This is a genomic window from Planctomycetota bacterium, assembly GCA_038746835.1.
Lineage (GTDB): Bacteria > Planctomycetota > Phycisphaerae > Tepidisphaerales > Tepidisphaeraceae > JBCDKH01.
In genome coordinates, this window is the sequence record JBCDKH010000015.1 from 22,459 (window position 1) to 34,939 (window position 12,481).

Here is a 12,481-nt window from a genome sequence, read left to right on the forward strand (position 1 = left end):
AGACGACCAGCAGTCGTGCGCACGGCGTGCGATCTCACTGCGACGGCTGCGTCTGGTCCCGCGAGGCGAGGTGGGCGAAGTAGTTGGCGGTTGGGCCGATGGTTTGGTGGACGGTGTACTCGTTCATCTCGACCCAGTTGCCGACGTCGAAGTAGCACTCGGCGATCGGCCAGTCTCGCCACGCGGGGATGGTGTTGGGCAGCGTCCAGCGTTTGATGTAGTTCGGTGCGCGGGCAGGGTCGTGCGTGCCATAAACGGTGATGCCGGGCGGTGGCGGGGCGGCGAGTCGCATGGAGTCGATGTGGAGCGGTTCGACCGGCCAGGCGTGGCCGAGGCCGGTGGTCATGGTCATGCCGGTCGGATTGATACCGATGCCGTAGCTGGTCGCGCGGATGGCCGCGGCGAGGTAACGGTCGTCGCCAGTCAGGTGATGGGCGCGGGTGAGCGTCGGGCCGATGACGCTTTCGGGCGTGGTGAAATAGCCGACAAAGCCCATCATCGGCATGGTCGGCACGCGGTGCGAAACACCGATCGTGTTGCCTCGGCCGAAGGCGAGCGTCTTATCCGCCTCGGCAACGACGGCATCGATCGCGGCCTGCTTCAGGTCGGCGTCGGCGAGGTCGTCGGGAAGCGTGGCGTAAGCGAAGGTCGCTTTGAGGTTGTCGTCGGTGAGACGCGTGAGTTCTTGAAACGCTGCGTGAAAGCGTTGTTCGCCGGTCGCGCGGTAGAGCTCGACGGCGGCCAGCTCGGCGGCGTCGCGGTAACTCTGGCGAAGCTTGTCGAACGTCGGCTCTCGATCGCCCGGGAGCGACGTGATCTCGCGGAGCTTGGCGTCGGTGTCGTCGGTCGCCCAGTCGAACGCTCGGATCGCGTCGGCCAGCAGCGCTTCCGCGTGGGCCTCGTCGAACGGTCGGAGCACGTCAGCAGTCGCAGCTGCAGCAGCGGCGAAGCGCTGGCTGGTGATCGGCTCGGCACGGAAGGCTCCGAGCATGAGGCTCTCCTGCCAGCTGGTCTCGCCGTTCTGCGGGTGGGCGGTTGATTCGATGCCACCGCGGACGCCGCCGTCGTCGCGTTGCAGGCGTTGGAAGAACTCGACGTTCCAGAGGATCTCATCGATGAGATCCGGCACGCCGTTGTCGAGCTCCTCGTCGGGCACGTTGAGCGCGAGCGTTGCGAAGAACTCGGGATTGCCGCGGTACGACTCGATGAGCAGTTGCGTCGGATGCAGGTGCTGGCTGCGGCGGTCCCAGTCGCCGGCATCCATGTAGCCGCCCCATGCACCTTCGACTTCAACGAGGCCCGTCGCGTCGGTGCCGCCGTTGGTGAGCCGCATGAGGCTCTTGGACATGGTGCCCGACTCACCGTTGAAGATGGTGACGTCCCCTTGGAAGACCTTGACGCCGTCGTCGGCGTGCATGGGACGCGGCCGGTCGTAGCCGGCGATGCGGGGCGGCAGGGCGATGCCACTGCGGTGATTCGTGAGGCCCGAGAGTGAGACGCGAAACGCCTCGGTCCAGACGTCGTCATCGATCACAATCGGGTGGCTCGTTCCGACGCCGGGAACGTGAATGCGGTAGGTGCCGGGCGTGTCGAAGGCCGAGTAGTCGAGCTCGTAGACGTCGGTGCGGAAGACGTTTTTGCGATGCAGGTTTTCAAGCTCGTCGGCCGGGCGAACAAGACTGACGGGACTGGCAAAGACGACGCGGCCATCCTCGTCGATGAGCTCGAACATGTCGACGAATGAGAAGTCGAACCCACCGCCCGTGCCGGTCCATTGGCTGAGGAGGGCGCGCTTGTACGGATCGTCCGGGCGATGCCCGACGTGGCTCGCGTGGATGGCCGGGCTTCGCAGCTCGGCCGAGTCGTAGGTGAAAGCGTGGGAGGCGTCGCGCGTGTTGATGCCGACGAAGTCGATCTGGTACTCGTGCCCGATGCTCATCGGCTCGGCGAGCGTGAGGTAGAGCGTGATCTGTCGCGGATGGTTGCCGCCGCCGGTTTCGAAGGGTTTGGCCTTGACGGCGACGGCGATCGGATGCGGGCGTTCGACCTCGCCGGCCGGCCCGACGCGGTACGCCTTTGGCTCCAAGAGCGTGGTCTCGGTGATGCGCTGGCCGGTGATCGGCGAACTGCGTGAGAGCCACTTGCCATCGCCAGACAGTGTGCCGATCGCGCGGTCTCGGCCGTCGATGTTCCGGAAGACTTTCCGGCCCGTTCGGACCATCGTCATCTCGCCGTCGATGTAGCCGAGCAGCTCGCGATCGCCCTGGCGAATCTCGTCGCCGGGCTGCGGCTCGTAAGGAATCTGCGGGCGAGGATCGACGGTGCGTTCGATCAGCTCGACAACCACGACACTCGGGCTGAGCGCGCCGACATGAACCACCTGTGGCCCGTCTGCCGGATGGTCGGCATGACTGCTAGCGGGTAACAGCAGCCACCCGACCAAAGCCAGCACGAAGGCGATGCGTTGCGGCATTCGCCCAAGATATCACGGTTGACCTCCAGCTGGGCCGGGCACTTGATCCGAACGACGGCCGTTGCGGCTGGTCGAGCAGGACGGCCAAGCGAAGGCGGGCCCGCTCGTCGCGCGGGCCCGCTGGAGGTGCGCTTTGATGGAGGGTCAGATCAGGGTCAGTGAGAACTGATCGAAGTGCCAGCCGCTGCCGACACTCTGGAAGCGGATCGTCTGAACACCAGCGTCGAGCTGCACTGTGGTCGTCACGTCGGCGTACGTGTCCCAGCTGCCGGTGTCGGGCAGGAAGACTCGCGAGCCGAGCGGATCGCCGTCGTTGAAGAGATCGACCTTGCCCCACTGGAATGGTGAGGCAACGGTCAGGTCAAGCTCGTACGTGCCAGCCGTCTCGACATCGATCGTGTACTCGAAGTACTCGGAGTTGCCGATCCAGCTGACTTGGAAGTCGCCGGGGTCGCTGTTGATCTCGGTGATCTCCGGGCCGCCAAGACGATACTTGCCGCCGGTGTTGTCGAGTGTGGTATCGAACCAAGCGCCACCGTTGCCACCCTGGTCGTAGTCCTCCGCTTCGATGGTCGTCGTGCCGGTCTCAGGGACCGCCCATGCCAGACCATCGTTGTTGAAGGTGTTGGCGGCGCTGGCGTTGGTGAGTTCGAACCAGTTGAGGTTGAAGCCGATCCGCTCGAACTCGAGCTGAAGGGTGTTGACGCCCTCGTCGAGCTCGACAGTGGAAGTGATCGTCTGCCAGATCTGCCAGCCTCCGGTGCTGGGCACGTCGACGTCGGTGCCGACCTCGACACCGTCAACCGTCAGTCCGATGCGACCGTCATTGCCGGCGACGCGGAAGCTGATGTCGTAGGTGCCGGCGTTTTCGACATTGAGCGTGTACTGCAGGTACTCGCCGAAATCGATGTAGCCGATGTTGAAGCCGCCGCCGAAGTCGATGCTGGTTTCGATGTCGGGCCCGGCCACTCGGTACTCGCCGCCCAAGTTGTCGAGCGTGTCGTCAAACCAGGCCCCGCCGTTGCCGCCGGTGTCGTAGTCCTCGGCCTGTATTCGGACGGTGTCTCCGCCGAAGACATTCCACGCGCGACCGTCGTTGTTGAACGTCGATGCCGAGACCTGCTTTTCGAGCTCGAACCAGTTGATGTTGATGCCGGTGGTGCTGCTGACGTTGAATCGCAGCTCCTGGACGCCGGCGTCGAGTGTGACCGTCTCGGTGATCGTGGTCCACGTCTGCCAGGCACCGGTTGCGGGCACCGTGAAGTTGGCGATCGTCGTGCCATCCGCCTCGACGAAGAAGCTGCCGCCGTTGAGGCTGGCGACGCGGTAGCTCAGGTCATAGGTGCCGGCCTGTTCGACATCGATCGTGTAGGTCAGGTACTCGCCCTGATCGGTCCAGCCGATGTTGAACGCGCCGCCGGTATCGAGCGTGTTCTGGATGTCGGGACCGGCGACGCGGTATTCGCCGCCCAGGTTGTCGAGCGTGTCGTCGAACCAAGACCCGCCGTTACCGCCCAGGTCGTAGTCCTCGGCCTCGATGCGGGTCGGATACGGATCAACCGGCCAGGGCTGTCCGTCGGGGGCAAAGGTGGTGTTGGAAAGCAGCCGACGACCCTCGAGTGGTTCGATGGCTTTGGCAAAAGACCGGCGTGTGGAAGGGGTAGGGGTCATGGTTTCCTCCTCGGGCAGTCGCCCGATGGCCACGGAAAGGGAAGGCGTCGCACCACGTGCTCGCTCGGTCGAGCGGCACACTTTTAGAAACAATTCAGATTGTGCGACAAACAGTTCACTTGTTGCGGAACATATCGGCCGGCCGAGGCGCGTCAAGAGAAAAAATCGGCAACATCCGCACAGGCAGAACAGGTGCAGCTTCAGCCGTTGTTCCCAGATTTTTTCGCTACACGCTCGGAACGAGGAGTTCCAAGGCGTCCACGACCACTATTGATCTGTTTCTCAACTACTGATATCTTTGGCAGCCCACCCTGCTCATCCAGCGTCGGCGGGTGGCGATTTCACGCTTCAATCTGGAGGAACCCATGCGTCTGGTTGCAACCCGTCCAGTCGTCCCGTCGTCAAAAATCAGCGTCGAGTCGCTCGAACTTCGGCGACTGCTCTCGGTCTCCACGATCCAGTGGCAGCCGATGGGGGAGCCCGGCGTCGGGGGGCGCGTCGACTCCGTCACCATCAGCCCCTTCGACAGCGACCATGTCCTTGTCGGCGGCGACATCCTCGCCACAGGGCTCTCTCGTGACGGCGCGATGACTTGGGAGCCGACCGTCGGCTGGGACGCCGGGCAGATCTCCGACTTCACGTTCCATCCGACCAATCCCGACATCGTCTGGGCTGGCACGCTCAGCGGGCCGCACGTGTCGTTCGACGGTGGCCGATCTTGGGCCGACCGACGCGATGGCATGCTCACGCCGGCGCCCGGCAACTTCGGCCACCCCTACGCCGTCGAGACGGTCCTCTTCGACCCGAGCGACACCACAAGCCAAACGCTGCTCGCGTTCGGCGGCGATCATCGCGAGCTCAAGTTCTCCAATCCGAATCAGACCCAGAACTACGGCTTCATCTGGCGTTCGACGGACTCGGGGCAAACGTGGTCGGTCATCACCGATCTCGACGCGAACATCGTAGCCGCGGACTACGTCGGCGGAAGCTCCGACCAGCTGTGGGTCGCCGCCTTTGAGAAGGTCTACCGAAGCACGGGTGATGGTGCTGGCGCATCATGGCTCGTTAAGAACAACGGACTGCCCGCAATGAACAGCGACGTGCGCCTCACCGGCATCGTCGGCCACCCGACCGATCCGGACGTTGCCCTCTTGACCATCGGCGTGCGTCAGACATCGAGTGAGAAGGCAGACCTCGGCGGCATCTTCAAGACGACCGACGGCGGCGACAACTGGATCCGTGTCGAGGCCGGTGTGACGGCTGGCAACAACCCACCCGAGTTCCGCCACATCGACATCAGCAGTGATGGCAACACCGTCTGGGCGAGCGACATCAACTGGGGCCAAAGCAAAGGACTCTGGCGAAGCACCGACGGCGGCGACACCTGGACGCATGTCCTGACGCAGGCCAACGCACCGCAACTCATTTTCGGCGGCACACCCATGACGACCGGCAGCGCCATCGGTGCCTGGTGGGTCGAGATCGATCCCAACGATAGCGACCGCGTCTACGCCGGCACCAGCGGTTTCGTCATTCGCACCGAAGACGGCGGCACCACGTGGAAAGACGTCGTCAATCAACGCGACGACAACTCCACCCGATTCCGCAGCAACGGCTACACCGGCTACGTCGCAAACAACTTCGAGGTCAGCCCCTATGACTCAAGCCTCCACGTCGCGCAGGGCTGGGATCGGCTGCTCTCCGGCATCAGCCGAGACGATGGCTTTTACTGGGAGATCGGCCAACCTGGCCTGCCCGACTTCAACGGCGGACGCGACGTCGCATTCGCACCCAATGGTCTGCTCTTCGCTGCCCTTGGCCAGACGGGTAACACGTCGCAGCACGTCGCCCGCAGCACCGACAGCGGACAAACGTGGGAGATTCTCGCCAGTCCGATCGGTGCGCTTGGCGTCGCGGACAGCGTGCACGTCAGTCCGATCAATCCTGCAGAGGCCTGGGTTGTCATCGACGGCACGCTCTATCGCTCGATCAATGCCGACGCTCCCGCGGCCGACGTGACGTGGAAAGTCCGCGACATCAACGGCCTCACGGTCGAGTCGATCTGGCCCACAACGGACACGCCAAGCAGCTTCCAGGGTGACGACTTCTACATCGTCACAGAGGACGGCGTCTATCACACGAACAACGGCGGCTGGGCCGTCACGCGCGTCGGCGGGACCGATTCGATCAATCCGAGTGAGCGCGTCCGCCTCTCTGTGCCGAATGACAACAGCGGCGAGCTGTGGGCGTCATCGAACGGCGTCGGCGCGTTCTTCTTCGACGGCACGAGCTGGTCCGAAGTCGACCTGCCCGGCAATGCTGACAAGTGGGCCAAAGACGTCGCCGTCGACCCGACCAATCCCGACCGCATCGCGATTGCGACGGGCCAAGACCCGTACGTCACGGTTCGCGAAGGCACCGGCATCTGGATCACCCAAGACGGCGGCAAGACGTGGTCGAACGAGAACGGCTCACTGCCGCTCGTCAACGTCAACACCGTTGATTTCACACCGAATGCCGATCGGCTCGTCATCGGTACAAGCGGCCGGGGCTTCTTCGTCTCCGAGCTGGATCGCACTGAGCCAGGCACACAGGCGGAGCTGCTCAACGTCGGCGCTGCCGGAGGTCGGCAGTTCGAAGTCGGCACCAATTCGGCTGCCGAGGGTGAACGATTCATCGAGGTGCCTGCCGGCAGCGGGGACAACTGGAATCGCAACGCAGACGCCCCTGTTGCCAAGTTCTACTTCGAGCTGACGGCGCCTGAGTCCCAAGTCTCTTTCCGAGGGCGTGTGCAGACACCACTCGGCGGCAACGACGACTCGTTCTTTGTTCGCGTCAATCAAGGGCCGTGGCAGCTTTGGGACACGCCGCAGAACACGACAGGCTGGTCTTGGGGTGCCATTCAGGATCGCGGTGCATCGGATCCCTTCGCGGTCTCACTCGACGTGGGCTTGCACGTTCTGGAGTTCAAGCACCGCGAAGACGGGACCCGCCTCGACGCGGTTGATGTCATCATCAGCACGCCGGGCACCGGTACCTCCACGTCAGAACCGGGGCTGCGCGATGACCGCCTCTTCTCGGAAGACCCAATCGCTCAGGCGACGTTCACTCCCAACGCGTACGCGACCCTGTTCGAATCGAGCGATGAGGACGACGTCCCCTAAGGCAGCTTCGTGCCACGCGCTGCGAGATGGACGCGGTACCAGTCGGTGTGCGAGAGATCGACATCGACCGCTTTCGCGGCGGCCGTGATGCGTCCTGGCTTGCTGGTACCGAGGATTGGGACGATGCCCGCCGGGTGCTTCAGCAGGAAGGCGAGTGCGATGTTGGACCTGATCGTGTCGTAGCTGTCAGCGAGCTCGTCGAGCACGGACTGGACTCTATGAACCTGTTCGTCACCACCGGAATCGACACCGTCACCCAGCTTGCCGCGTCCGACAGGGCCATAGGCGAGCGGCGTCACCTTGCGGGCCTGGCATTGGTCGAGCAGGCCGTCGTCCATGTGCGCCGGGTCGAGCGCGTGCAGCAGAATCTGATGGCTCTCGAGCCGCACGCCTTCCGCGGCACACGCGTCGGCGACGAGATCGAATGTCTCGCTGCGGAAGTTGCTCAGCCCGAAGTGGAGCACCTTGCCGGCATCCCGAAGCTCCCGCAGGACACCCGCGATCTCGCCCGCGTCGAGCAGCAGGTCGGGGCGATGAAGCTGGTACAGATCGATCCGGTCTGTCGCGAGGCGTCGCAGTGAAGCGTCGACGCTCCGACGGATGTAGTCGGCCGACAGGTCGTAGCGGGGCGGGTCGCCAGGGCGCGGTTGGTCCGCGAAGACGACGCCGCACTTGGTTGCGATTTGAATGCCACCGCGGTGCTGCGGATGGTCGCGCAACCAGTCGCCGAAGACGCGCTCGCACTCGGTCTGGCAGTAAATGTCCGCGTGGTCGAACAGCGTGATTCCGCAATCGAGCGCTGCCTCGACGCAGGCGTGCGCGTTCGCAACTCGCGTCGCGTCCACCTCGGCGGGCGACCACGTGTTGAGGTAGCTCATGCAGCCGTAGGCCAACCGCGACACGGCCACGTCCGTCGCACCGAGTAGCTGAGATTGCATCCGCCGACGGTAGCGGCAGCAGCGGGTCGGCTCTCAGCGTGTCGCCTGGAAGACGCCCACCGATTTGCATTGCAGTCCGAAGTCGGATTGTTACCTTGACCGCACTGCGCTCGGAGCGCTGGCCCGGGCACCACACGGGCTTGAGAGAGAGACTACAGATGCACAAGCACACCTTCGCGGCGATGGCCGCTGTCGCCGTCTCCGCCACGGCAGCTTCGGCCGTCGTCACCGTGACGACCGATCCGGCCGACGTCACGGCTGACTTCTTCCAGGACTTTGCCGGTGTTCCCGACGAAGACTTCACCTTCGCGCTCAACGCCGGCAGCGTCGACTTGAATCCGACGTTGCCGCTGACGATCTCGGTCGTCGGCAACTCGACATTCGGACGCGATGTAGAGATCGCGAATGAAGCGCTTGAGCTGTTCCTCATTCCGCCGACCGCCTCGGGCTTCCCTGAGATCACGTTCACCTTCGATGAGCCGATCCTCGCCTTCGGTGCGGACTTCTTCGACAACGCGCCGCCGTTTTCGTCGGAGATAATCGTCGACGGGCAGACGTTCGCGTTATCGCCCGGCTTCCTGGGCTTCGTGAGCGACACGCCGTTCACCGAGATCACGTTTGTCGAGAATGGCTTCGACGCCTTCATCCTCGACGACATCGCGATCACCTTCGTTCCCGAGCCGACCAGTGCGGCGGTGCTGGGTCTTGCCGGTCTGGCAGGGCTTCGCCGGCGACGCTGACTTGTCGGTTCAAGCAGCCGCACTCGGTACGACTCGCCCGGAGTCGATGTGGTACGCTCGCGAGGCATGGCGGACGAGATGTCGAGCGATCGCCAAGGTTCCGACGCCGAGCCGGATGTCGAAGCCGTCGTGGACAAGGTCCGCGAGATCGCCTCGCGCCTGATGCGACGCGAGCGCGGCGATCACACGCTCCAGACCACCGCCCTAGTCAACGAAGCCTTCCTGAAACTGCACGGCGATCGCAAGACGCAATGGCGGCCGACGGTGCAGTTCTACAGCGCTGCGGCCGAGGCGATGCGACGTGTGCTGGTCGATCACGCCCGCAGCCGACTCGCAGAAAAGCGTGGCGGGCAGACGGATGACGGCGGTCGACGCGTCAGCCGACGTGTCTCGCTGGACGTCGCCGAGCTGGCCTCAGGCGATGACCCCGCTGCCGTGCTCGACGTCGAGGAGGCGATCGAGTCGCTGGCTAACGTCGACGCCGACGCGGCTCAGGTCGTTCGCCTCCGCGTCTACGCCGGCATGAGCGTGGCCGAGGTCGCGACGGCACTAGCCACGTCCGAGCGGACCGTCGCTCGCGAGTGGTCCTTTGCCAAAGCCTGGCTGTACGAGCGGCTCTCTAACGACGACAACCCTCGCCGCTAGGCGAGGGTTGCCCCTGAGAAATCCTGGGTTGGATGAGCGTCTCAAGCGCGCTGCTGACGACGCAGCACGAGCAAGCTGCCGCCCGCGATCAGCCCAAGGGCAGAGGTCGGCTCGGGAACGATGACGGTCAGTTCCGCACCACCGCCGCCGACGTTCTCGCGCGATGCGAAGACGGGTCGGATCGGGCTGTTCGACCCGGTGTTACCCGTCAGGATGAAGGTGATTGCGTCGTTCGTGTCGCCGTTGATCAGCGGCAGCAGTGGCGTGGCGTCGATCGTGAAAGTGATCGTGTTGCCGTCGCCCAGCTGCGCCCCGGCGATTTCCGATCCCGTCGGCGAGAAGGAGCCGACGAGGACGGTCTCCGAAGCGACGACGGCTGAAGCGACGGCCGACGTGCTGCCGCTCGTCAGGTTCGACGGTGCGTTGTTCCACGTCAGGCCGGACTCGGACCACGTGTCTTCGCCGGCAACGCCGTCGTTGATGGCGTAGATGTTGATCGGACTGCCGCCCGAGGCGGTGTTGGTGAACGAGAAGTCAAACGAGAGCTCCGCATCGACCGCCGTCCCGACGACGGTCGACAGGTCGAATCGGACGTACGCCTTGCGGGCGAAGCTCAGATCGTTGCCAGGAAGTACGAGAAGGTTCTGGGCGGTGGTTCCGTTTTGACTGCTGTTCGCGTTGCTGCCGCCGCGGATGAAGGCATCGGCTTCGGGCTGCAAGACGGCGGCCTGGCCAGTGCTGCCGACGACGGCGACGACCAGCGAGGCGACAAGAGACGGGATGAGACGGTTTCGAATGGGCATCGGCTTCCTCCGGTGTGATTGCGGTCAGAGTGGCTCGCGGGAGACATTCTTTGAACGTTCGTGAAGCTACCCCGTCCGGCCGACGTCGCCATGCAATATGTCGTAGATTCTTTTCGATGCAGCGCAAAGCCATCGTGCCCGGTCCCACGATCGCGACGACCAACGCCGCCAGGGTGGTCACCCTCATGGACTGCATCCACGACTACGGCCGGCGAGCCCTGGAAGGCATTGCCCGCTTCGGCAACACGCAGGGCGGCTGGACGCTCGAACTGCACCACGAAGATCAGATCCACCAACGCCTGCCACCCATCGCCGACAATGTCGTCGGCATCATCGCGCACGCCTTTCGGCCCAAGCTGATCGACGCGATTCGCCGGACCGGCCTGCCCGCGGTCAACACGTCGTCGGTCCTTCATCGCACTGGCTTGCCGACGGTCATCCCCGACAACGACGCGATCGGCGTCACCGCGGCCGACGATCTGGTCCGCCGCGGCTTCCATCGGCTCATGACGTTCGTTCACCCGCGCTGGTTCCACAGTGTCCAGCGTGCGGCCGCCTTTGAACGGACGGCTCGGAGTTCCGGAGCCTCGGTGGTCACTGTCGAACTCACGTCGATCCAACGCGCTGAAGACGACATCGCGACCGCACTCGCAGACTCGCCGACCCCGCTCGGCGTTTTCGCCGGCTCAGATGGGATGGCCGTCTTCGCGGTGCGGCAGTGTCTGCACCTTGGGCTGAGCATGCCGGAGCAGGTCGCGGTGCTGGGCGTGGACAACGACAGCCTGACGACACGAATGATGTCGCCCAGCATCAGCAGCGTCGAACTTCCGTGGGAGAAGCTTGGCTACGAAGCGGCTGCGCGGCTGCATCGCCTCTTGCAGGGCGAAACCGACGACGACGGACCGCAGCTGATTCCGCCGACCGGCGTCGTGACGCGGCAGACGACGGACGGCGTGAGCGTCGCCGACGGCGCTGTCGCCTCTGCGATCGCCTTCATTCGCCAGCGTCTGACGGTCCCGTTCACGCTCGATGACCTCGCCGCCGAAGTCGCGCTTTCCAGGCGCTCGCTCGAACTTCGCTTCAAGAAAGCGACCGGCCGAACGCTTCAGGGCTACCTGACTGAAGCACGCATCGAGCGGGCCAAGCAGCTTCTGACCGAGACCGACAGGGCCATGCCCGACATCGCCGAGAGTTCGGGCTTCACCAATGCCAGCTACTTCGCGACGGCGTTCCGCAAGCACGCCTCGACGACACCCACTGCCTTTCGCGCGCGTCATCGCCTGGGCTGAGGAAACGCGTTTTCGTTAAGCTCACCGGCTGCACCTGACAGGTCGCGCACTGGTTTGTCGCGATCAGGAGGAAAGGGCAGTCGATTTCATGAGCGACACGATTCAAGACGACACCACGCCACGAGCCAAAGCGCTCTTCCTCGACGCCCTCGAACGCCCGGCCGAGGAGCGTGAGGCGTTCGTGCGAACCTCGGCCGAGACGAATGCCGCGCTTCGCGACGCGGCCTTGCGCTTGCTCGCGTCGCACGAGGAGGCGGAGGCGTCCGATGACTTTGACCGGCTCACCTTCACGCTCGACTGGCAGTCGCTGGCAGGTGACACGCCCGCGAGTCTGCCGGACATCTCGCCCAATGACACGATCGGCGACTACCAGTTCGTGCAACGGCTCGGCACTGGCGGGCACGGCGAGGTCTGGCAGGCGCAGCAGCTCCGGCCGGTGCAGCGCGAGGTCGCGATCAAGCTGCTGGCCCGCGTGGACAATCGGCTGCGCGATCGGTTCGCCTTCGAGCGACAGGCACTCGCGAGGCTGGACCATCCCGACGTTGCTCCGCCTCGCAGAACTCCGTGATGGGTCGGCCGGGCGCGAGCTCGACGACGAGGAACGGCCGTCCGTCGTGATCGCCGGCGTCAAGCACGCGGGCAACGTCGGGATGGTCCAGCCTCGCGAGTGCCTGTCGCTCGAAGGCGAACCGATCGCGCAGCCGATTGTCCACGCGGGCCAGCAGCTTGATCGCGACCTCGCGCTGCACCGGCCGGAG

General features: G+C 64.6%; 10 protein-coding genes. 6 read left to right on the forward strand and 4 right to left on the reverse strand.

Annotated elements, in window-relative coordinates; translation table 11 throughout:
- Positions 1-34: 34 nt before the first annotated feature.
- Together AAGI46_03210 and AAGI46_03215 are read right to left on the reverse strand one after the other, a co-directional pair.
- Positions 35-2,473: a glycoside hydrolase family 9 protein gene (locus AAGI46_03210; GenBank protein ID MEM1011213.1), complete on the reverse strand. Its 2,439-nt coding sequence runs from the start codon at positions 2,471-2,473 to the stop codon at positions 35-37.
- Between the two features lie 144 nt (positions 2,474-2,617).
- Positions 2,618-4,144 carry a carbohydrate-binding protein gene (locus AAGI46_03215; protein MEM1011214.1) on the reverse strand — a complete coding sequence of 509 codons (1,527 nt, stop codon included), beginning with the start codon at positions 4,142-4,144 and terminating at the stop codon, positions 2,618-2,620.
- Between the two features lie 365 nt (positions 4,145-4,509).
- Between AAGI46_03215 and AAGI46_03220 the strand changes: the two genes are divergently transcribed.
- On the forward strand, positions 4,510-7,308 hold the full coding sequence (locus AAGI46_03220) for a hypothetical protein (GenBank protein ID MEM1011215.1): 2,799 nt from the start codon (positions 4,510-4,512) through the stop codon (positions 7,306-7,308).
- Here AAGI46_03220 and AAGI46_03225 read toward each other — a convergent pair.
- Positions 7,305-8,246, reverse strand: coding sequence for an aldo/keto reductase (locus AAGI46_03225; GenBank protein ID MEM1011216.1), 942 nt, complete (start codon positions 8,244-8,246; stop codon positions 7,305-7,307). The two genes, AAGI46_03220 and AAGI46_03225, sit on opposite strands and share 4 nt — an antisense overlap.
- A gap of 158 nt (positions 8,247-8,404) precedes the next feature.
- Between AAGI46_03225 and AAGI46_03230 the strand changes: the two genes are divergently transcribed.
- Complete coding sequence (locus AAGI46_03230; protein MEM1011217.1) at positions 8,405-8,986, forward strand: PEP-CTERM sorting domain-containing protein; 582 nt, start codon at positions 8,405-8,407, stop codon at positions 8,984-8,986.
- A 66-nt stretch (positions 8,987-9,052) separates the two neighbouring features.
- Positions 9,053-9,631, forward strand: a complete 579-nt coding sequence (locus AAGI46_03235) for an ECF-type sigma factor (protein MEM1011218.1) — start codon at positions 9,053-9,055, stop codon at positions 9,629-9,631.
- 41 nt (positions 9,632-9,672) lie between these two features.
- Here AAGI46_03235 and AAGI46_03240 read toward each other — a convergent pair whose 3' ends face one another.
- The gene (locus AAGI46_03240; protein MEM1011219.1) at positions 9,673-10,434 is read right to left on the reverse strand and encodes a DNRLRE domain-containing protein; all 762 of its coding nucleotides are present in this window, start codon (positions 10,432-10,434) and stop codon (positions 9,673-9,675) included.
- A 116-nt stretch (positions 10,435-10,550) separates the two neighbouring features.
- On the opposite strand from AAGI46_03240, the gene AAGI46_03245 reads away from it, so the two are divergent.
- The 3 genes from AAGI46_03245 to AAGI46_03255 all read left to right on the forward strand — a co-directional run.
- The gene (locus AAGI46_03245; GenBank protein MEM1011220.1) at positions 10,551-11,723 is read left to right on the forward strand and encodes a substrate-binding domain-containing protein; all 1,173 of its coding nucleotides are present in this window, start codon (positions 10,551-10,553) and stop codon (positions 11,721-11,723) included.
- Between the two features lie 88 nt (positions 11,724-11,811).
- Complete coding sequence (locus tag AAGI46_03250; protein MEM1011221.1) at positions 11,812-12,291, forward strand: hypothetical protein; 480 nt, start codon at positions 11,812-11,814, stop codon at positions 12,289-12,291.
- Positions 12,266-12,481 (forward strand): hypothetical protein (locus tag AAGI46_03255; protein ID MEM1011222.1); only part of this gene is annotated, 216 nt, incomplete at its 3' end. The genes AAGI46_03250 and AAGI46_03255, both read left to right, overlap by 26 nt.

What these genes read in the sequence shown, in the direction of transcription:
- AAGI46_03210 (MEM1011213.1), bottom strand. Translation starts at nt 2,473, where the DNA reads ATGCCGCAACGCATCGCCTTCGTGCTGGCTTTGGTCGGGTGGCTGCTG.
- AAGI46_03215 (MEM1011214.1), bottom strand. Translation starts at nt 4,144, where the DNA reads ATGACCCCTACCCCTTCCACACGCCGGTCTTTTGCCAAAGCCATCGAA.
- AAGI46_03220 (MEM1011215.1), top strand. Translation starts at nt 4,510, where the DNA reads ATGCGTCTGGTTGCAACCCGTCCAGTCGTCCCGTCGTCAAAAATCAGC.
- AAGI46_03225 (MEM1011216.1), bottom strand. Translation starts at nt 8,246, where the DNA reads ATGCAATCTCAGCTACTCGGTGCGACGGACGTGGCCGTGTCGCGGTTG.
- AAGI46_03230 (MEM1011217.1), top strand. Translation starts at nt 8,405, where the DNA reads ATGCACAAGCACACCTTCGCGGCGATGGCCGCTGTCGCCGTCTCCGCC.
- AAGI46_03235 (MEM1011218.1), top strand. Translation starts at nt 9,053, where the DNA reads ATGGCGGACGAGATGTCGAGCGATCGCCAAGGTTCCGACGCCGAGCCG.
- AAGI46_03240 (MEM1011219.1), bottom strand. Translation starts at nt 10,434, where the DNA reads ATGCCCATTCGAAACCGTCTCATCCCGTCTCTTGTCGCCTCGCTGGTC.
- AAGI46_03245 (MEM1011220.1), top strand. Translation starts at nt 10,551, where the DNA reads ATGCAGCGCAAAGCCATCGTGCCCGGTCCCACGATCGCGACGACCAAC.
- AAGI46_03250 (MEM1011221.1), top strand. Translation starts at nt 11,812, where the DNA reads ATGAGCGACACGATTCAAGACGACACCACGCCACGAGCCAAAGCGCTC.